Source organism: Streptomyces sp. NPDC028298, from assembly GCF_055565895.1.
The window spans coordinates 531045-550808 of the sequence record NZ_JBVHTL010000006.1 but is presented as its reverse complement, the minus strand read 5'-3'; the positions used below and the strand labels follow the sequence as shown (position 1 = coordinate 550808).

Sequence of the window (19764 nt, the reverse complement as noted above, 5' to 3'; positions counted from 1 at the left end):
CCGTACGGCCGTTGGCAGGATTCGGCGTTGCGACCGTCGGGGCCCGCTGTGGCGAGCGGTGACGACCGTAAGCAGTCGATTGCCGGAATTTCAAAGACGATCAGGGCTTCTGAGACCCATCTCTCACTTGCGCCAAATAGGACATTCCACAGCGAACCGTGACGCGAACTCCCGCTACTTCTGCACCGTTTCGGCCGTGTCCGCGATGCTTCGACCAGGGACGACGAGGCCCGGACCGCTGTCGGCCGGCGCCGCGTCCACGGTGGGCAGATCGCCCCATCCGCCTTCGAGGCCAAGGGCGTCGGAAACAGTCCAGAGGTTCCCGATGACCTCTGCGACGTACTCGGTGTCGGGGGCGTCGGCCTCGGGGCTCGCGGCATGACGCCCCGTGGACCCGTCGGTGCGGCTGCCGGCCGCGCTCTCCGCTGCGTCCCCGGCGCGGTGCCGCCCGGTACCGGTGCTCGCCGAGGCGGACGGGGTCGAAGAGGCTTCCTTCTGTCCCGACTTGGTCGATTTGTCACTCTTGTCGGCCGTCGCGTCGGCGCCGTCGGAGCTCTGCGAGGCGCTGGGCGTGGCGGAGCTGTCGTCCGTGCCGGAGGAGTCGGTCGAACCGGACGAATCACTCGAAGGGGACGAGCTGGGCGACGTCGCCAGACCGGACGAGATGTACGAACCCGAGTCGTTGCCGGTGCTCGACGAGTCGCCGGCCACGCCCGTGTCGACGCTGACCCCGGCGGAGGTCTTGCTGAGACCCGAGAGCGGCCCGCACGTCGGCCAGGCCGCGAGGCCCGAGTCGGCGAGCACCTTCTCGGCGACGGCTATCTGCTGCGAGCGGCTGGCCTGGTCGGCCGTCGGCGCGTACTCGAGGCCGCCGTGGGCCTCCCAGTTGTCCTGGTCGAGCTGGAGGCCGCCGTAGTAGCCGTTGCCTTCATCGGCGCTCCACGCGCCACCGCTCTCGCACTGTGCCACCCGGTCCCAGGTGGTCCCGTCGGCCGCGTTCGCGCTCGCCGCGGCGAGCAGGGGGATGACGATCGCGGATCCGGTCACCCCTGCGGCGACGATGAGAGCCGGGGCCTGGCGAGGGCGACGGTGACGGCCGTTCCCGGAGAGCATGCGAGAGCCTTTCGAGCGACAACGGGGAGCACGGCGACTCCTGCTGAACGAGTGGCGCAGGTGCCGCGTTGTTGATGGGTGAAGGTAGTCGCACTCGAACGCTGGTTACAAGTCGATGCAGTACTGATCACGTGAAGATCACGGATTTGACGGAGCGTCATGTTCCGGTGGCCCCAGAGGCCTTGTTCCGGTATGCGGAATCACCGCTTCGGCACGACCGCCGAAGGGTCGTCGTTGCACCGATCGCGTCCTATTTGACCGGGGTGAACTCCACCGGAAGCGTGCGCAATCCGCGCATAATGAGCCCTCCGCGCCAGCGCAAATCGGCCGAATCTCCGGCGAGTTGGATGTCGGGAAGGCGGCTGAGGAGCGTACCGATGGCGGTCTGCCCCTCCAGTCGGGCGAGCGGCGCGCCCAGGCAGTAGTGGATGCCGTGGCCGTAGCCCAAGTGCTGAAGGTCACGTCGTGACAGATCGAGCGTGTCGGGCTGTTCGAAGCGTTCGGGGTCGCGGTCGGCCGCCGCGAGCACCACGAGCACGGGGTCGCCGGCCGCGATGTCCTGCCCGCCGATCCGCACGTCCTCGGTCGCGAACCGCCACGTGGCCAGTTCGACGGGCCCGTCGAAGCGCAGGAGTTCCTCGACGCCGGTCTCCAGCAGTCCGCTCTCCCCGGCCGCGAGGGAGGCCTGCAGCCGCTCCCGCTGCCCGGGGTGGGTGAGCAGGGCGTGCATCCCGTTCCCGATGAGGTTGACCGTGGTCTCGAACCCGGCGAACAGCAGGATGAAGGCCATGGCGGCGGCCTCGTTCTCGGTGAGGTGCTCGCCGTGGTCGGAGGCGCGGATGAGACCGGAGATGAGGTCCTCGCCGGGCTCGGGCTCCGCGGTCAGGGCCTCGCGCTTGCGGTGGATGAGCTCGGCGAGATACCCGCGCATCTTCTTCACCGACCGGGCCACCCCGCCCCTCGGCCCGCCGCCGTGCCGGATCATCATGCCCGCCCAGTCCCGGAAGTCGTCCTGGTCCTCGCGCGGGACGCCGAGCAGGTCGCAGATGGCGTAGATGGGGAGCGGGAAGGCGAACTCGTGGATGAGGTCCGCGGAACCCCCGGCCGCGAACCTGTCGATGAGCTGATCCGTCAACTCCTGCACCCGCGGCGCGAACTCGGCCACGCGCCGGGGCGTGAAGGCCTTGCTGACGAGCTTCCGCAGCCGGGTGTGGTCCGGCGGGTCGATGTTCAGCAGATGCGTCATCAGCTCGGCCTTGCGCTCCCCGGGGATCCCGGTCCGGCCCTTCGCGTGCGCGGGCTCGTCGTGGTGCGCGGGGTTCTTGGACAGCCGCTGGTCGGCGAGCGTCTGCCGGGCGTCGGCGTACCGCGTGACGAGCCAGGCCTCCACCCCGCTGGGCAGCCGCGTGCGGTGCACGGGCGCGTTCTCCCTGAGCCAGGCGTAGGCCGGGTAGGGGTCGGTGGCGAACTCCCAGGTGAAGAGTTCGGGGGCGGCGCTGGCGGAGGCTTCGTGCTCGGTCACTCCTCGACGGTATCCGCACCGCACCGGAAGCCCCGGCCCACCGGGGTCGCCCGAGCCGGCACCGTCCGGCCACCGGGTCCGCGGGAGACGGCGGCCACCGGGCCGGTCCCGGCCGTCGGGCGGCGCCCGACCAAGGCGGCTCCGCCCGGTTCGCACCGGACCGTCCTGACATGCGCTGCTGTTTGACCCCGGCGGTCGGCGTCTCCCTACTTTCTGCCGTGGACCCCGAAATTCTCAGATCCAGCTTCGCGGTCGTGGAACGACGGGCCGAGTTCGCGGTCAAGTACTTCTACTCGCACCTCTTCCGCCACAACCCGCAGCTCCGCGCGCTGTTCCCGGCGGACCTCGCCCAGGACATGGAACGGCAGCGGGACCGGCTCTTCGCGGCGCTCACCTTCGTCATGGACAAGCTGGAGGATCCGGAACTGCCCCGGTACTTACGGAGCCTCGGCCGCGACCACCGCAAGTACCTGACCCGGCCCGAGCACTACGGGGCCGTGGGGGAGAGCCTGCTCGCCGCGTTCGCGGTCGTCTCTGGCTCGGCCTGGAACGCCGAGGCGGAGAAGGCCTGGACCGCCGCGTACGGATCGATCGCCCGGAGCATGCTGGAGGGCGCCTGGGAGGCCCGGCACCACGGCGAGCCGCTCTGGTGGGACGCGGAGGTCGTCTCCCGCACCCGGCACGGCGACGACCTCGTCGTGCTCACCCTGCTGCCGCGGCAACGCCTCACCTACTCCCCCGGCCAGTACGTCAGCGTCAGCGTGCCCCACCTCCCCCGTGTCTGGCGCCCCTACTCCCTCGCGAACGCGCCCCGCGCCGACCGCACCGTCGACCTTCACGTCAGCCTGGTCGAGGGCGGCGTGCTCTCCACCGCCCTCGTCCGGCGGACCCGGGTCGGCGACGGCCTGCGGCTGGGCCCGCCCGGCGGCGGCCTCACCCTGCGGACCCCGGCCGACCGTCCCCTCACCCTGATCGCGGCCGGCACCGGCTGGGCACCGGTGAAGGCCCTGCTGGAACAGCTCGAATCCGCCCACGAGGCCCGTCTGTTCCTCGTGGCCCGCGACATCGCGCACCTCTACGACCGGCCCGCCGTCGAACGCCTGCGGGCCTCGCTCCCCGGGCTCACCGTCACCTGCATCACCCCCGCGCCCGGCCGCCCCAAGGCCCAGGCGACCGAACGGCTGCTCACCGCGCTGGGCAACCGGGCGGGCTGGAGCAGACACGACGTCTACGTCGCCGGTCCGCCCGACCTCGTCGAGGAGGTCGGCGACGTACTCCCCCTTCTGGGGACACCGGCCGAGCGGGTCTTCCACGACCCGCTCCCGCCGACCGGCGAGAGCCGTCCCCGTCCGGTGGGCGCGGCCCAGTGGCTCCTGGACCGCCCACCGGCCGCCTGGCACAACCCCGCGGACCGCACCCTCGGCCCCTGACCCGGCTCCCTCAGTCCCGCCCGCCCTTCTCCTCCGCCCCGCGGATCGCGTCGCGGTACGTGCGGGCCGCCGCGCGCAGGGCGGCCTCGGGGTCGATGCCCTCGGACTCGGCCCGGACGGCCATCGCCAGCAGTTCGTACCCCACGCCCTCGCCCGAGGGCAGCGGAACGTCCAGCCCCGCCGTACGCGCCCGGGACGAGAGCTTGGCCGACAGGGCCAGGCCCGGCTGACCGAGCGGCACGCCCTCGGTGACGGAGGTGCGCCGCTTCTCCTCGGCCTTGGTGCGCAGCCAGTGCTCCTTGACCTCCTCGGGCGTCGTGGCCGTCTCGTCACCGAACACATGGGGGTGCCGGTGGATCAGCTTGGCGACGATCCCGCCGGCCACGTCGTCGATGGAGAACGGGGCGTCCGCGTCGTCCTCGGCGATCCGGGAGTGGAACACGACCTGGAGCAGGACGTCACCGAGCTCCTCGCGCAGCTCGTCCCGGTCCCCCTCCTCGATGGCCTCGACGAGCTCGTAGGCCTCCTCCAGCCCGTACTTCGCGAGACCCTCGTGCGTCTGCCGGGACGACCAGGGGCACTCCGCGCGGATGCGGTCCATCACCTGGACGAGATCGAGCAGGCGCGCGCCCGGCAGGTCGTACGAGGCGGGCAGCAGTTCCAGGTCCGGCATGCGTATGCGGCCGGACCCCGCGAGACGGGCCAGACCGTCGGTGAGCCGGGGTTCGCCCTCCCCCGTGGCCACGACGACCACCGTGCGGCCGCCGGCACACGCGTCGACCAGCTCCCGCGCGCTCGGGGCCTCCTCGTCGACGCCGACCCCCGCCTCGCGCAGATACGGCACCTGCGGGTGCGCGCCGTCCGAGCACAGCACCCGGTCCGCGCCGTGCAGCGCCTGCCAGGCGGGCCAGGAGAGCAGGCCGGGCGCGACCCGGTGGCTGGTGGTGAGCAGGACGATGCGGCCGGGGTCGGCGGCGCTCGCGCCGTCGGCGGCCACCTCGGCCGCGGTCACGTCGCCCGAGGTGGCACCGGCCGCGGCGGCGTCGGCCGCGGTCCCCTCGCCGCCCTGAGCGGCCCCCGTCGGTTCACTGGTTGCGTTCACCCCTCGAACGTAACCCACGCCGCCGACACCCCCGGAGTTGTCCACAGGGCCCGGGGAGGCGGCCGATCCTCAGGCCCGCGCGTCGGGTTACGCGGGCTGCGGGGTCGCGGTCGCGGTCACCTCGCGCACCCACGGCGTCTTCGCGTCGACACGGCTGCTCTTCTGGACGTCCCAGGTGCCGTAGCGCGGGTTCAGGTCGACGTGGAGTTCCTTGGACGCGCCGGACATCGCCTTCCAGAAGGCGGCCTTGCCGTCGGTGGTGTTCATGTCGGCACCGAGCGCGGCGGCGAGCTTGCGCGCCTCGATCTCGGTGCGCAGGCTGTCGTCGAGACGCTCGGGCGCCACGCCGTAGTTCGACAGCCAGGCCGTCTCCAGCGCCTTCGGGCCGCCCGCCTGCTGTTCGAGGGCCGCCCGCATCTCCTGCGAGTCCTTGCGGGTCACCTTCACACCGGCGTTCTTCGCCGCCCGGTCCAGCACCCGGTCCAGCACCATGCTGTGCAGCGTGTCGCGGGTGAGGGTGCCGGTGCTCGCGACGACCTGCGCGTACTGGGCGTCGTCCTTGCTGGCGGCCCGCTGCGCCGAGCGCACCTCGTCCACCCGGTCCTGCAACTGGGCGACGGTGATCCGGCTGTCGCCGACGACGGCCGCCGCACCCGGATGGGCATCGCTGCCGCACGCGGTGAGCAGAGGGGCCGCGGCGACGATCGCGGCGGAGAGGACGAGCGCGGTGCGACGGCGGCGGTGCAAGGAAGCCTCCCGAGGAGATTGTGCGACGGTGCACAAAGTCTTGCGGTGATCGATGGTAGGCAGTGGCCCGCCTCTCGGCCAGCCATTCGACCAACGATTCACGACGACTTCAGGCACCGCCGAAGGTTCCCCGCCTCCCGGAACGCCCAGGGTCCGCCCGTACGGGTGACCGCGGCGGCCCCGGCGCGACCTCCCGGAGGTCCCGGCGAAGCGGGGGACACCCGAACGGCACCGCCCGGAACACCCGAACGGCACCGCCCAGGGCGCCCGGACCGTATCCCCGGCCGCGGACTAGTCCCGCGCGTTCACCTCGCGCTCCACGACCCGGGCGACCTCCGCGCGCAGTCCGTCGCCCGTGTGCGCCACGGTGACGTTCGCGGGGTTCTTGGTGCCGCTCTTCCCGTCGGCGGTGGAACCGGCCTGGCCGCCCACGAGCACGAAGCCGACCTTCCTGTACTGCGGAGCGGCCTGCCCGGCCGCCGTGGCCTCGGGCTTTCCGGCCGCGACCACCACGTCGCAGGACCGCTGGAGCAGGCCGTTGAGATAGGGCCGCGCGTTGGCCGCGGACTGCTCACCCGTCACCGGGACGTAGCTCACGCGCGCGTGTGTCGTGAGGGACGCGTCCTGCATGCCCTGCCAGACCTCGGCCGCGGTGGTCCCTGCGGTGATGCCGTCCTTGCCCGTCAGCAGACAGGCGTCGACGTCCGTGTAGTGCCGGGCCCTGGTGTCGGGCAGTCGCTGCTCGGAGTCGCCCCGGGAGAGGAGGTACCAGGTGACGGTGACCGCGACGGCGGCGATCACGGCACCCGCCGCGAGGACGGTCCTCCTGCCACCCGGCACACGCGACCGCAGGAGTACGGTCCGCGCTCCGGCGGCGAGCCGCGTCCTCCAGCCGGTGCCGGCCCCGGTCCTGGCCCGCTGCGCCGCCGACACCTGTCTGACCCGCTTCGCCACGTCGTCGTTCCCGTACTTTCGTCGTGCTGTCCACCGATACGCCCATGGTGACGGGTGATTCCGGTGGCTGGTTCTGGTGGTCGGCGGATCCGATGACCCGGCGCCTTGGAGCCGGGGCACCCTCGCCATCGGGTGTGCCCTGACCGCCTGGGCGGTCTAACGCCCTGACCGCCGGGGCCAGGCCGTCCAGGCGTGCAGGGCCGCACCGGCCATCGACGCCCCGACCAGCAGCACGTCGTCGACGAACTGCAGCCCGTGCGTGGTCTCGGGGGTGAGCGAGAGCTGCATGATCCAGGCCACCAGCACCGCGCAGAACGCCCCGAAGGCGGCCCAGTTCGCGCGCGTGCCTCTGCGCAGGGCGATCAGGAGGGAGGGAACAGGACACAGAAGTCCCATGCTGACGACCGGAATCGCCGCCAGTCCGGCACGGGCGACGGACGGACCGACCAGTGCCGGCAGTCTCTCGACTCTCATGTCCTGCTCCTCCTCGGTGTCTCTCTGAACGGTCGCCTGCGTCAGCCGGTGATGGCGACGGGCGCGTCCCAGGCGTCGCGGTCCACGGTGATCGTGACGCCGCCGATGGTCTCCTTGCTGTTCACCATGTACTGGTGCGCACGGCTGTGGTCGGTGAACTGGGTCGCGCCCCAAGGCCAGTCGCTGGTGGTGGTGTTCGTCTTGTCCCACAGGGCGTACCAGAGGTTGCCCGGCAGGTCCGTCTTGTCGGTCGCGGTCGCGATGGCCTTGGCGCTGGAGCTGGTGAAGCCGTAGTACCCGGAGCGGTACGTCTTGGCGCGCAGTGCCTTGTCGAAGGAGCGCACGTAGGTGAGCACGGCGTCGTTGCACGCCTTGTTCGTGATGTCGTACGACTCCATGTCGAGGTAGACCGGGCTGCCGGCCTTCATGCCGAGCGCGGAGGCCTTGGCGACCGCGTCCGCTCCGTCGGCCGCGCCGAGCGAGGCCGCGGTCGCGGCGGTGATCTTCTCGGGGCTGGTCCCGGTCTGGCAGGACGGCTGGGCGCCGACGTACAGCGGGATGAGCTTCCAGCCCAGCGTGCTGACCGACTTCACCCAGGACGCGGTGAGGTTGGGCTGGCTGCACCCGCGGTTCTTGCCGCCGATGTAGACGGCCGCGGCACCGTAGAAGCCGGTGTGCCAGGCCTTCATCGCGGTGAGCGAGGGCGCGGCGCAGGTGTCGAAGGCGCGGCCCGTGTACGTCTTCTGGGCGGGCCAGACGGTCGCCGCCATCGACGCCTGTGCCGCGATCCCGGCGCCGGCGACCACGGCAGCACCTGCCGTCGCCCACGCGATGTAGCGGCCCTTCTTGGACATCCGATGGCTGGACATTCCCACCCCATTCATGACATGAACATCACAGCGCCCGGAACATGGGCGTCCGTGAGATCCAGGACAACAAGAAAGCAATCGATCACACAAACAGATGAGCCCCAGATGCGGCGCCCTCATCCGGTCCGCCCGCGCGGGGCGCCGACCCCCGGCGCCGGGAGCGGATCGCACCGTAACCGATGCCGCCCATCGTCTCGGGAAACCCCGGACCTTGTGCACCACAAGATTCGCTCAAAGGTCGGCAAAGACGGCCGAGTTCACGGCTCTCGGAGCCGCCGACCAGCTCCTTTGCCCAGACTTGATGCGAACACGCCTATGCGTTTGCTGTGCACCCATAGAGTCCGCTCGGGCCGAAAGCGCCCTCCCCGGACGGCACTCGACTCGTCCGGACCCTCACGACGAAGGACAACGAAGATCCCGATGCGTCATCCCTCCCTCGCGGCCAGGACCCTGCTCGCCGCGACCGTGCTTCCGCTCGCCCTGACGGCCTGCGCGTCCGCGACCGGCACCTCGTCCTCGTCCGCCACCGCGCCCAAGCCGTCCAAGGACCCCGACGCCGGTCTGCTGACCGGAGCGCAGCTCAAGAAGGCGCTGGCGCCCGCTTCCTTCTTCGCCTCCGGCTTCGCCGTCGACCCGAAGGGCGCCCGGGACTCGGGCACCACCTACGCCGAGCCGAGCTCCTCCCCCGCGGCGAAGCCCGACTGCACCCTCCTCGGCGGCACGAGCTGGATAGCGGTCACCGGCGACTCGGGCGTCTCCTTCGCCCAGGACGACTACGTCAGCAAGGACACGTCCGAGGACATCGCCCAGGAGGTCGACACCTTCCGCGGCACGACCGCGGCGAAGGTGATGACGGACCTGAAGAAGGCCGTCGCCGCCTGCGCGTCCTACACCGACGCGGACACGCACACCAAGGTGAAGGTCGGCGGAGCCGACACCCCCGGTCTCGGTGACGCGGCGTACACGATCACGCTGACCAACAGCGCCTGGCAGAACGGGTCGACGCTGATCGCCGCGCGGTCCGGAACGGACGTCGTCACGGTTCTGTCCACGGACGGACACGACAACGGCGCGGCCACGGCGAAGAAGCTGACCGCCCGGATCGTGACCTCCCTGAAGGCCGAACACGCGCACGTGTGACCCGCCGGATGGGACCATGACGCCCCCGAGCGGTTTTCCTCGGGAGCCCGGGGATGCTCTCGGGGGGTACATGGGGTCATCGGGGGTGTGTGATGGACAAGCGCCTGGAAGCGGGCTGGTTCCAGCGGGTGGCATGGTCGGTCCTGGCGGTCGCGTCGCTGGGGATGCTGGCGTGGGTGCCGTTCCTGTACGTGGGGATCCGCCGGGGGCGGCCCTCCGACTGGGGGCTCTTCGCGTCGTTCGTGCTGTACGAGGTGGTGACGCTCACCTGGAACGTCACCGTCCACTCCGACCAGGGCGACCCCGTCCTCGGGGCGACCGCGATAGCCGCCATGGCGGTCGGCGTGTGGCTCCTGCTGTTCCCGGTGTTCGACAAGCCCACACCGCGCTCCGCCATGGCCGGCGCGGGCCAGATGCACGGCGGCCCCTGGCAGACCGCCCAGCCGCCCGGGAACCCGTACCTGCGCTGACACCCGCTCGGGCGACGGCGGCACCCGGCGAAGCGCCGGGGCCGGCAGGCACGTGCAGTGCCGCGGCCCCGGCGCGTCGGCTCGTTCAGCCCTTCCGGGTACGGCGCTTGATCCTGACGGCGGGCCAGGCCAGCAGCCCTCCGACGCACCACAGGAAAACGGTGAGCGCGGCCCACGCCCCGAAGCTGGTCTCCGGGTCGGCGAGGCCGAACACGGTGTACATCAGGGCCAGCAGGGACCAGAGTCCGGCGAGGATCCCGAAGAGGACGAGGACGGCCGTCTGGCCGATGGTCCGCCGAGGTCCGGCCACTCCTTGCCGACCGGAGGCGGAGCCGGAGTCCCGGCCCTGCGCCTCACGCTCCGGGGCCGGGCGTTCGGGCCGCCGCTGCCGGGGCGGAAGCTGCACCGCCGTGCCCGCGGGCACCGCCGCGTCGATCGTCGCCATGGTGTGCGCGTCGACCCCGTAGTCCCCCGGCTCCACCTCCACACAGATCCCGTCGGTGCCGATGAGCCGGCGTCCGCCGTCGGGGAAGCTCAGCACGGCCGCGCAGGAACGGTAGAGCACGGTGACGGCGTCGCCGCCCGCCGTCAGGCTGACCCCTTCCCCGCCGACGACCAGGGCCGGCCCGTCCTTGCGCACGGACGGGAACCGTTTGCCCGTGACGGCGTACGACGAACTGGTCGGAGCGGCCGTGTAACCGGCCCAGTCGGCCGTGTGCCCCGAGGGCGCCTGGAGCAGCGCCGTCCCGGCCGCCTCCAGTGCGACGGCGTGCACGTGCTGCGGAGTCACCGCCCACAGTTCGCCGCGCAGTTCGTCGAGGGTGGGCGGCCGCCGGTGGGCCAGCAGGTCCTCCGCCGCGCCGGGCAGCCGTCGTACGGCGGCGTCGGGCGCGGTGAGCGAGGCGTCGGCGCGTCCGCGGATCGCGTCGAGGTCGGCCGCCGCGATCCGGCCGGCCTGGAGTCCGGCGAGGACGTCGACGAACCCGCCGAGGACCGCGTCCTGCTTGGCGGGCAGGGCGTCGGCGAAGGCGGTGACGGTCGCGAAGCCGTCCCGGCGGGAGGTGTGGTCGGCGGCCGCCGTGTACGAGTAGCCGCCCTCCTGACGCAGCGAGCGGGACAGTTCGCGCTCCAGGACGCCCGCGTACATCCGGGCCGCGGTGGTGTCGGTGACGACGGCGTCGAGCAGGACTCCGCCCTGGCCGTCGGAGAAGTAGGCGGGAGCGGTGGGCAGGGCGGAGGTGACGCGGGGCATCGGACGGCGCTCGCCGTCGGGCAGCTTGAGCGAGAGCCCGGCGGGCAGCCGTTCACCGGCGACCCACAGCACGGCGTTGTCCCGGGTGAACCAGGTCTCCGCCCAGCGTCGTACGTCCTCGGGCCGCGCCTGCCGTACACCCCACTCGGGATAGCTGCTGAGCCCGTACCCCTGGGCCCCGTACCGCCACAGCGGGAGCTGGCCCGGCTCGCGCCGCGCCTCCTCGGTGCGCAGGATCTCCTTCTCGGTCTCCAGCCGCTCCATGGGCAGATCGAGGAGGGAGGCGCACACGCCGTGGAGGTAGGTGACGACCTCGTGCTCGACGCCCTCCACGTGGAAGTGGGTGAACGCGGCCTTGGTCGCCCCGTTGAAGTGGTAGTCGGCCAGGCCCTGGCGGTGCAGGGCCAGATGCTCGACAAGGTGGGTGACGCCGGCACCGGCGAGCGTCTCGTCGGCGACGCCGACGCGGAAGACGAGTCCGGCGCGCATCGGCCCGGCGGCGTACGCGAAGAGGGTCGGTATGCCGTCGATCTCGGTGTGGTGGATGACCTGGCTCATCATCAGCCTCTTCCTGCGCGCCCGAGGGCGGCTGCGCGGTGCCGTACGAACTGCTCCCTGGCGTTGCCGAGATAGCCCCACGGGTACTCGGAGGCCAGGTTGCCGAGCGCGCGGAAGTGCGGGGCGGCGCGGGCGGTGTCCCCGGCCAGCGAGAAGAAGGCGGCGAACTCGCCCTGCACGGTGACCCAGCCGTACGCCGGCCGGTGGTTCGGATGCAGGACGGACCGCTCGGCGGCCTCGACGACTTCGGCGTGGACGTCCGGCCTGCGCACGTACTCGGCGCGGGCGTTGCCGCTGGAGGGCAGATCGAGCCAGTGCTCCACGTGCGCCTCGGCCACCAGACCGCCGTTCAGCGCCCCTTCGGGCGAGCTGAGCAGGCACTCGCGCGCGAACCCGTGCGCGGCCTCCCAGGTTCCGCCCCACTTCGGGCAGAGCTGCTGGAGGAGGCGGGCCTGTCCGGTGAAGTGGTGCGGGTGGTGGGCGGCCAGCCGGTCGTATCTGCGCCGGGCCTCGTTCTGCCCGAGCTGAAGTCCCCTGGCCGTGTTCAGGCGCTCGGCCCAGGCCGCGTGAAAGGTCGGATCGAGGGCCGTCGCCCTGATCAGGGCCTGTTCGCCCACCCGCAGGTGTTCGTGCATCTGCCGGAACTGCTCCCTGCTGACCTGATCGGCCCGCGCCGCCGTCCGGATCTCCCAGCCGATCGCGACCTCGCGGCTTCCGAGCATCGTCAGGGCGAGCACGTCGTCGGGCGCGGCCGCGACGACGTCCCGCAGGAAGTCCTCGACACCGGGCAGCTCGGCGACCACGCGGATCAGGACGGCCCGGTCGGTCTCGTAGGGCAGTCCGTCGAAGTAGGTCCGGATCGCCGCCCAGTCCCGTGCGCCGGCGACCTGCCGCAGCCATCCGGCCTCGGGGTAGGCGGAGGCGAGCTCGAAGTCGGGGGGCGGGAGGGACGCGTCGGTCGGCATGGAGCGGATGTTAGGGGGAGGATCTGACGCGATTTCCACGGAGGTAAGGGGAGCCTGTGGGGACACAAGAGCCCAAACAGCGCATACGGAAACCGTTTTGACTCCCTCCTGAACGATCTTGACTTGCTCATGACTCGAACTTGAGTTCGCCATAGGACAAGTGACCGTTCACCTTGTCCCTGGCTTGAAAGACTCCCCCGTCAAGCGCGGGGAGTCGGGCGAGGGCCGACGGACGGGGGGTCGAGGGCGGCCACGACGGCGACCTGCGCGACCGGACCCGACGCCTCGCTCGTCCCCACCCCGCATCAGGAGCTCATCCATGGCCATCAGCGCCCGCCGCGACAGACAACTGCTGGAGACCGCGGCCCCCTTGCTGCTCCCGGGCGAGCAGGTCGAACTCACCAGCCTCGCCTCCATCGGCACGGTCTCGGTGCGCAAGCAGGCCCTCACCACGATCGTGGTCGCGGTGCTCACCCTCGGCATGGTGATGGCGACGGTCCGGCCGCGTGCGGCCTACGTCGTCCTGACGAACCAGCGGATCCTGTTCTTCGACGCCAACCAGGGCGGCAAGCCGGGCAAGCTGCTGATGAACATGGCCCGCCCGTACGTCACCGCGACCGCGGCAAAGAAGGCGTCCCTCGGCCTGAAGACGGTCACCCACCTGAGCGTCGAGGGCCAGGAGGGCACGCTCAAGGTCGACTTCCCGGTCCAGACCCGCGCCGACGGGCGCGTGTTCGCCGGGGCGCTGCCGGTCACCCGCTGACACCCGCTGGGGCTGCCGCGGGCGGCGGCCCCAGCTCGCACCACAGCAGCTTCCCGCTCGTGCCGAACAGGTCGTCGCCGAGCGGGTGGCCGCCCCAGGCGTCCGCGTAATGGGATACGAGGAAGAGCCCGCGCCCGCCGTCCGCCTCGGCCGGCACGGAGCCGAGCACGCCGTGCCGCTTGTCGAACGGGGGCGGGATGTGCGGGTCGGCGTCCCAGACGCTGATCCGCAGCCGGCTCCCGCCGAGGGCGCGGAGCCGGAGCGTCGCGGGCCCGCCGGAGTGCCGGTAGGCGTTGGTGACGAGCTCCGAGGCGAGCAGTTCGGCGGCGTCGACGATGCCGGACATCCCGTGCCCGCGGAGAACCGTCCTGAGGGTGACCCGGGCGACGCGGGGCGCGAGCGGATCGTACGGAAGCTGGAGGGCGTACGCCCAAGAGGGGGACGCATCGGACTTCTGCGGGGATACGGTGACCATGAACGCCTCCTGCGGTGGGGGTATTCGGGTTCGCTCCACCGGTCCGGCCGGGCGGTGGCATGTCGCGCGAGTACTTGGGCGCGGTGCGCTTCCGACTTACGGGCGGGGGGAGTTGAGCGACGTGGACTCCATGACCGTAGAGCCAGAAGTGATAGAGCTACTACCTCCACCGTGATAATCCTGGCGTATTCACTCATGTGAGGGACCGCAGCCGAATCGTCGTCCGACGAGAGGAACGTCAGTGCCGCCCACCAACACCCCGACCCTGCGGCAACGGCGTCTCGGCATCGAACTGCGCAAGCTCCGCGAGCACGCCGGACTCACCTCGACCCGGGCTGCAGGCACCCTGGGCCTTCAGCAGGCGCGGCTCAGCATGATCGAGGCCGGCCGCTACCCCGTGAGCGCCGACCGCGTACACGCCATCGCACGGGCTTACGACTGCGCCGACGAATCGCTGCTCGACGCGCTGACGGCGATGACCGGGCGACGCACCCGCGGATGGTGGGACGAGTACCGCGACCATCTCCCTGCCGATCTGGTCGACCTGGCCGAACTGGAGCACCACTCCTCGCAACTGAGGGTGTCCCTGGCCATCCACATTCCGGCGCTGCTCCAGACTCCGGACCACACCCGGGCCATGCTGCGGGAAGCCGTTCCCGCCTTCCGCCCCCATGAGATCGAACACCGGCTCTCTCACCGCATCAAGCGCCAGACCGTCCTGCACCGCACCGACCCCCCGCCGTACACCGCGCTGCTCCACGAGGCGGCCCTGCACATCCAGTACGGCGGACCCGCCACCGCCAGGGACCAGTTGACCCATCTCCTCGAACTCGGCGAGGAGGAGCACATCACCCTCCGCGTGATTCCCTACGCCTGCGGCGGCTTCCCCGGAAACGGGCAGTCGATCAACTACGTACACGGCGTCGACCCTCACCTCGACACGGTGCAGCTCGACACCCACCACGGCTGCGACTTTCTGGACGCACAAGCCCAGTTGACGAAGTACCGAACTATCCTCGACCGCATGGAAGCCGTCGCGCTCAAGCCCGCGCCCACGCGCGACCTCGTCAACGACATCATCCGGAGCCTGTGAGCGGTGCCCTCCATAACCCCGTACACCTGGCAGAAGTCAACGTTCAGCCCTGACGGATCAGACTGCGTCTACCTCGCGACCACCCCCAGCGGAACGATCCTGCTCCGTGAGAGCGACGAACCGGAGACCGTCCTCGCCACCGGGCCACGCCAGCTCGGTGCGCTGATAGCCGCCCTTCGCGACCAGCCCCCGGGCGTTGTCACAGGGGGTCGGTAGGGTCGGCGCAGCTGATCAGTCGAGGAGCGTGCGCATGAGATCTCCGGCCGAGCTGGACGACGTCCCGTGGTCCGAACTGGACCACGCCTACGGCCCCGCCGAGGACGTGCCGGAGCTGATCAGGGCGCTCTACGGTCACGATGAGGAGGCCGCCGACGAGGCGGTCTACGAGCTGTACGGCAACATCCACCACCAGGGCACGATCTACGAGGCCTCGGCCCCGGCGGTCCCCTTCCTCGCGCACGCCGCACTGCACGCGCCGCGCAAGCGCGAGGACCTGCTGATGCTGCTGGCCGTCCTCGCCGACCACGACACCGCCGCCGTCGAGCTGCCGCACTGGCCCCGCAGCCACAGCGCCGCGATCTGCGGAGAACTCTGCGCGGTGCTGCCGGAGTTGCTTCCGTGCCTGATGGACCCCGAGCGCGGGGTACGCCGGGCGGCGCTCCGGACGGTCGCCGCCGTGGCCGACGTACTGCCGGACGAGCAACGGGCCCCGGCCATCGAGCAGGTCGAGGCGCTGTACGCCGACGACCCCGTCCCGGCGGTACGGGCGGACGCGCTGGTGGTCCTGGACCGGTTCGACCGGGCGCCGGCGGCCCTGGACAGCCCGCTGCCGGAAGTGCGGCTCGCCGCCGCCCAGTTGGCCCTGGAACGGTCCGGACCGCCGTACGCTCCGGAACTCGTGGAGATCCTCACCGAGGACGGCGCCGAGCCGGACCCCGGGGAGGACGACTTCCCCTGGTCGGACACCACCACCCAGGAGCAGCGGCTCACCGACCTGCTCGCCCAGGACCCGGACGCGGGCCTCACCGTGGCCGCGGGCTGGATCGACGCCGGGGACATCGGCTCGCGCGGTTCCTGGCTGGCGGAAGGGATCGCCGCTAGCTGGCGTGACAAGGAGCGCGAGGTCCTGAGCCTGTCGCTGGCCGCCCTCCCCCACGCCAAGGACACCGCCGCCCTCCGCACCCGCTTCCGCGTGATCGGCCACTGGATCGACCTTCTGCCCGAGCCGGACGCCGGCCTGCGGGACGCGCTCCACCGCTACGCCGGCGCCGACGACGAAACCGCCGAACCGGCGCTCCTCGCCCTGACGCACTCCCGCGACCCCCGCGCCCTGGACCTGGTGACCGAGCGCCCCACCGCCCGGCTGCTCGAAGCGGCGGCCGGGCGCTTCCCGGAGGCGGCCGACCGACTGATACCCGTGATACGCCGAGAGCTGGCCGCGGGCGCCACCGGCAACGACGGCATCGCCCTCATCCGGGCACTGGACGCGTTCGGCGCCGAGGCCCGCGCGGCCCAGCCCGAGCTGATCGACTGCCTCAGGACCCGCCGCGCGGCCATCGTGGCCGCGCGGCGACTCGGCGCCGACGCGGTAAGCACACCGGAGCTCACCGACCTGCTGCTGGAGGCCACGCGGAGCACGGACGCCTCCCTGAGGGCTGCGGCTGCCGTGGCCCACCACCGCCTGACCGGCGACCCCGAAACGGCACTCCGCACCTACGAGGAACTGCTCTCCTCCGGGGGCCAGTCCCACTGGTACCTGAGCGGCCTGGAGCCGATGGGCGCTGCCGCCGCTCCGCTGCTCCCCCGTATCGAGTCGCTGCTGGAGTCCGGCCACGACTGGACGCGCAAGGCGGCCGCCGAGGCCCACCACTGGATCACCGGCTCCCCGGACCGCGCGGTCCCCGTCCTGGCCGACCTGGCCGGCACGAGCCCGGTAGGCCTCAGCGCTCTCAAGTCCCTCGCGACGACGGGCCGTTCTCCGGCCGAACTCCACCCGTCCCTCGACGCCTACGCCTCCTCACCGAAACGCCTCCTCACCGACACTCCCTTCTCGGGCCAGGGCCACCCGGACGAAGAGCTCCGCACCGTCTCCCGACTGCTGCTCACGATGGGCTGACCGGTTCCGGCGGGGCGCCCGGGGCCGTGTGCGGGGCCTGGCGGCCGTCCGTGCGCAGGTCGAACACATCCTCGACCATGGGAACACCCCGTAACAGCTCCGCTACACAGACACGCCACGGCGGCACGGCCGCGAGCATCTGCCCATGCACAGAACCACCTCTGCCACCGCCGCGTCGGCCGTAGCACCCGTCGTCGCCCTTCTGACGATCCTGACCCTCCTGACCGCGTGCGGCAACGCGCCCGCCGACCCCCGGGCGGACGCGCACGAACCGGCGAGGGCGAGCACGCGCACGAACGCCCGTCCCGCCACCGCGAGCACGGCGTTCCGGGCCATGTCCGCGCAGGTCCGGACGGCGACCCTCACCGGGACCGTCACGGCGGAGAACGACCCCAACCACCTGCTGGGCCGCCCGGGCGAGTACACGTCCAAGGTCACGTTCTCGGACAGTTGGGTGCAGGCGTCCCAGGTGACCGGCGCGGACCCCGGGGCCGTCGAACGCGGCGGCGCGATCGAGGCGTTCGCGAATCCGTCGGACGCGAAGGCACGCGCGGACTACATCCGCACCGTCACCAAGTCCTCCCCGGCCCTGGCCGAGTACGACTACGTCCACGGCTCGGTCCTGGTACGCGTCTCCCGCTACCTCACCCCGAAGCAGGCGGCGGCATACGAAACGGCCGCGGCGGAACTGGACTGAGGGCCAAGCGTTTCGCGCGCCGCAGGGCCGAACGCGAGGCCCTCCGCAACGAGGGCCTCGCCGGCCGACACTTAGAACTCTTCCTCTTTCCATTCAATGCACGTCGGAATCCGGCCGCCATTTTCGAGAAATTCCTTCAACCCCCGACGGACGAGCTCGAGAGAGATTTCCGAGCCGGGCACAAACTCTCTCACATGACCGAGAAGCATATATTCAAGAATTCCGCGATCGATCGACCCCTTCGACACATGGTTGACATCTTCGACGAAGGTCAACGCACCCATCTGCACGACTCTGTCGACTCCGACCGAGAACTCGTGATCGTAATAACCTGACGGCAGCGTAGTGCGGTCGAGCGAATAGACAACGGCACAGTTCCGATCATACGGCCCGTTCAACAGACACTCGACGAAGGAATCCACGTCATCCGCACTCCGAAGAACATCGACAGTACGCCGATCACGCGTGGAAGCAAATTGCACCTGGATCCCTTTGACCTTTTTCACCCAACACCTCCAAACGCCGAATCGCCATCCCGCCCGCACCTGGCAGAGCGAACCACGCGTCGGAAGCCCCGCGTCACTCACTAGCGCCAGAGGAGGCCCGCCCAGGACCCTCGTGACCTCTCAGCTCGCGGAAACCGCCATCGATGTCAATCAGTCGCCGATGAACCACAAGAACCGATGCGGTGAACCGAGTGCCAGGGCGCACAATTCTCTGAGCCGCTGGAGGAATTCCTCGGAGTCCTCCAGTGGATACTGCTCAAGCTCGACAAGCAGGCGCCTCACCTGCAAGTAGTTGAATACGGTGTCCCCATAGGGGTCGATGGATGCCAACATCGGAAGGGACTGCGCATCGACGCCCAGAAGTACCGGATTGAAGTGAGGTGAAACTGGCGCTTGCCCCAGGACCTCACCTTTCGCGTTTCGCACCTTCACACTTATCATCTGCGCTACTCACTGGCTCCTGAGAGTCGTCAATCACCGGAATTTACCTTCGACTTCACACGCCTTTGCTACGGCATCGCTTCCCAGGTCTTCCTCGTCTTCCGGCCAGACCTCTCGGAACAGCACGTCGGCACACCAACCGCCTGCGCCTTCAAAGACGTTGAACCGGATTCCTTCAGCTTCCCAGTGCCGACTGTACGGCGGCGCAATCGATCCCGCGGCCGCCCAGCCCAGGTCGAGCATCGCCTCGTTGATTTCTTCGAGGTTGCCGCCGAGGCCCGACCGTGCAGCACGGATCAGTGTTTCCACAAGTGCGTTCACCGAGTTGCATCCCTGTTCCCGGAACATGCCGGACCGATCTGCTCGGGCGCGCCGACATCGGCATCACAGCCACGGTCGTGCTCTTCGTTGAAAACGGCTTAAGCAGCCCGCCCTCGGCATCTCCTGGCCTCATCGAGATCACACCGAGGTTCACCGGCCAGTCGTGGACCCCCAAGGGTCATCCTCTACACCCTCATCGGCAATTTCAAAAGGCTTCCATTCAATGCAAGCAGGAACAGTTCCTCCGGAGTGCAGGAACTCCTTGAGCGCCTCCCGAACGAGAACGATTGGAATCTCAGAATCATCCGGGAACTCAGTCCAATGCCCGGCGACATGGTAAGCGACACCGCTGCCGGAACCAGGGTTGCCCGCAGAGGCGACGTGCCCAACCTCGGGTGCCGTCAGAGCTAGTGCACCTACATTGGCGTCCCTGCTGACTCCGACATAAAGCCCGTGATCTGGAAATTCTACCGAAACTCGCGACCGAGCCCTTGACAGGATATGCGCTGCGTCGTGGAGTGTCGGCCCCGTCAACAAGGCGTCAACGAGACGATCCACGTCTCCCGACGTAGAGAGGAGAACGGGGTCCTGCATATCAGTGCGCCGATAGCGCGCCTCCAGCCGGATATCGGCCACCATTGCATATCCCTTCACCTCAGGTCGACATCGACATCGTCCAACCTGACTGTCCAACGGCCGTCGCCCCATGTACATCGAGTGGCAGGAAGAACCCTGGTGATCCCGAAACAGGCCTGG

At 70.4% G+C, this 19764-nt stretch carries 22 protein-coding genes; 8 read left to right on the top strand and 14 right to left on the bottom strand.

Annotation, left to right across the window (positions count from 1 at the left end):
• Positions 1–174: 174 nt before the first annotated feature.
• Both ACZ4TO_RS28050 and ACZ4TO_RS28045 read right to left on the bottom strand, forming a co-directional pair.
• Positions 175–1047: a transglycosylase family protein gene (locus ACZ4TO_RS28050; RefSeq protein WP_468025526.1), complete on the bottom strand. Its 873-nt coding sequence runs from the start codon at positions 1045–1047 to the stop codon at positions 175–177.
• Positions 1048–1363: 316 nt separating this feature from the next.
• Positions 1364–2635: a cytochrome P450 family protein gene (locus ACZ4TO_RS28045; RefSeq protein WP_468025525.1), complete on the bottom strand. Its 1272-nt coding sequence runs from the start codon at positions 2633–2635 to the stop codon at positions 1364–1366.
• Positions 2636–2853: 218 nt separating this feature from the next.
• Between ACZ4TO_RS28045 and ACZ4TO_RS28040 the strand changes: the two genes are divergently transcribed.
• Positions 2854–4065, top strand: coding sequence for a globin domain-containing protein (locus ACZ4TO_RS28040; RefSeq protein WP_468025524.1), 1212 nt, complete (start codon positions 2854–2856; stop codon positions 4063–4065).
• Positions 4066–4075: 10 nt separating this feature from the next.
• Here ACZ4TO_RS28040 and ACZ4TO_RS28035 read toward each other — a convergent pair whose 3' ends face one another.
• The 5 genes from ACZ4TO_RS28035 to ACZ4TO_RS28015 all read right to left on the bottom strand — a co-directional run bounded on the left by ACZ4TO_RS28035 (position 4076) and on the right by ACZ4TO_RS28015 (position 8211).
• Positions 4076–5077 (bottom strand): nucleoside triphosphate pyrophosphohydrolase, encoded by a 1002-nt coding sequence (locus ACZ4TO_RS28035; protein ID WP_385044613.1) that lies wholly within the window; start codon positions 5075–5077, stop codon positions 4076–4078.
• A gap of 177 nt (positions 5078–5254) precedes the next feature.
• On the bottom strand, positions 5255–5914 hold the full coding sequence (locus ACZ4TO_RS28030) for a SurA N-terminal domain-containing protein (protein WP_382791836.1): 660 nt from the start codon (positions 5912–5914) through the stop codon (positions 5255–5257).
• A gap of 291 nt (positions 5915–6205) precedes the next feature.
• Positions 6206–6868: a hypothetical protein gene (locus tag ACZ4TO_RS28025; RefSeq protein ID WP_468025523.1), complete on the bottom strand. Its 663-nt coding sequence runs from the start codon at positions 6866–6868 to the stop codon at positions 6206–6208.
• A 156-nt stretch (positions 6869–7024) separates the two neighbouring features.
• On the bottom strand, positions 7025–7342 hold the full coding sequence (locus tag ACZ4TO_RS28020) for a hypothetical protein (protein WP_382791831.1): 318 nt from the start codon (positions 7340–7342) through the stop codon (positions 7025–7027).
• A gap of 41 nt (positions 7343–7383) precedes the next feature.
• Entirely contained in the window at positions 7384–8211 is an 828-nt protein-coding gene (locus ACZ4TO_RS28015) for a glycoside hydrolase domain-containing protein (RefSeq protein WP_382791828.1), read from the bottom strand.
• 420 nt (positions 8212–8631) lie between these two features.
• Between ACZ4TO_RS28015 and ACZ4TO_RS28010 the strand changes: the two genes are divergently transcribed.
• Positions 8632–9351: a hypothetical protein gene (locus ACZ4TO_RS28010; RefSeq protein WP_468025522.1), complete on the top strand. Its 720-nt coding sequence runs from the start codon at positions 8632–8634 to the stop codon at positions 9349–9351.
• Between the two features lie 92 nt (positions 9352–9443).
• Positions 9444–9821, top strand: a complete 378-nt coding sequence (locus ACZ4TO_RS28005) for a hypothetical protein (RefSeq protein ID WP_382791823.1) — start codon at positions 9444–9446, stop codon at positions 9819–9821.
• Between the two features lie 85 nt (positions 9822–9906).
• Here the strand turns inward: ACZ4TO_RS28005 and ACZ4TO_RS28000 are convergent, their stop codons facing one another.
• Positions 9907–11634, bottom strand: a complete 1728-nt coding sequence (locus ACZ4TO_RS28000; RefSeq protein WP_468025521.1) for a peptidase M16 family protein — start codon at positions 11632–11634, stop codon at positions 9907–9909.
• A complete protein-coding gene (locus ACZ4TO_RS27995) occupies positions 11634–12596 on the bottom strand; it encodes a hypothetical protein (RefSeq protein WP_382791817.1) in 963 nt (320 codons plus the stop codon). The genes ACZ4TO_RS28000 and ACZ4TO_RS27995 overlap by 1 nt, the downstream gene beginning before the upstream one ends.
• 319 nt (positions 12597–12915) lie before the next feature.
• On the opposite strand from ACZ4TO_RS27995, the gene ACZ4TO_RS27990 reads away from it, so the two are divergent.
• Positions 12916–13359 carry a hypothetical protein gene (locus ACZ4TO_RS27990; protein WP_468025520.1) on the top strand — a complete coding sequence of 148 codons (444 nt, stop codon included), beginning with the start codon at positions 12916–12918 and terminating at the stop codon, positions 13357–13359.
• On the opposite strand, the gene ACZ4TO_RS27985 is transcribed toward ACZ4TO_RS27990, so the two are convergent.
• Positions 13349–13834 carry an ATP-binding protein gene (locus ACZ4TO_RS27985; RefSeq protein ID WP_382791812.1) on the bottom strand — a complete coding sequence of 162 codons (486 nt, stop codon included), beginning with the start codon at positions 13832–13834 and terminating at the stop codon, positions 13349–13351. The genes ACZ4TO_RS27990 and ACZ4TO_RS27985 overlap by 11 nt on opposite strands.
• A 241-nt stretch (positions 13835–14075) precedes the next feature.
• Here ACZ4TO_RS27985 and ACZ4TO_RS27980 point away from each other — a divergent pair, with 241 nt between their 5' ends.
• From ACZ4TO_RS27980 to ACZ4TO_RS27965, 4 genes are all read left to right on the top strand, one after another.
• Positions 14076–14927: a helix-turn-helix domain-containing protein gene (locus ACZ4TO_RS27980; RefSeq protein ID WP_382791810.1), complete on the top strand. Its 852-nt coding sequence runs from the start codon at positions 14076–14078 to the stop codon at positions 14925–14927.
• 3 nt (positions 14928–14930) lie between these two features.
• Complete coding sequence (locus ACZ4TO_RS27975; RefSeq protein ID WP_382791807.1) at positions 14931–15143, top strand: DUF397 domain-containing protein; 213 nt, start codon at positions 14931–14933, stop codon at positions 15141–15143.
• 34 nt (positions 15144–15177) lie between these two features.
• Positions 15178–17043 carry a hypothetical protein gene (locus ACZ4TO_RS27970; RefSeq protein WP_468025519.1) on the top strand — a complete coding sequence of 622 codons (1866 nt, stop codon included), beginning with the start codon at positions 15178–15180 and terminating at the stop codon, positions 17041–17043.
• Between the two features lie 145 nt (positions 17044–17188).
• A complete protein-coding gene (locus tag ACZ4TO_RS27965; RefSeq protein WP_385044527.1) occupies positions 17189–17740 on the top strand; it encodes a hypothetical protein in 552 nt (183 codons plus the stop codon).
• Positions 17741–17811: 71 nt separating this feature from the next.
• On the opposite strand, the gene ACZ4TO_RS27960 is transcribed toward ACZ4TO_RS27965, so the two are convergent.
• From ACZ4TO_RS27960 to ACZ4TO_RS27945, 4 genes are all read right to left on the bottom strand, one after another.
• Entirely contained in the window at positions 17812–18246 is a 435-nt protein-coding gene (locus tag ACZ4TO_RS27960; protein ID WP_468025518.1) for an Imm1 family immunity protein, read from the bottom strand.
• Between the two features lie 150 nt (positions 18247–18396).
• The gene (locus tag ACZ4TO_RS27955) at positions 18397–18687 is read right to left on the bottom strand and encodes a hypothetical protein (protein ID WP_385044533.1); all 291 of its coding nucleotides are present in this window, start codon (positions 18685–18687) and stop codon (positions 18397–18399) included.
• 33 nt (positions 18688–18720) lie between these two features.
• Positions 18721–19008: a hypothetical protein gene (locus ACZ4TO_RS27950; RefSeq protein WP_468025517.1), complete on the bottom strand. Its 288-nt coding sequence runs from the start codon at positions 19006–19008 to the stop codon at positions 18721–18723.
• A 150-nt stretch (positions 19009–19158) separates the two neighbouring features.
• Positions 19159–19602, bottom strand: coding sequence for an Imm1 family immunity protein (locus ACZ4TO_RS27945; protein ID WP_468025562.1), 444 nt, complete (start codon positions 19600–19602; stop codon positions 19159–19161).
• Positions 19603–19764 lie beyond the last annotated feature (162 nt).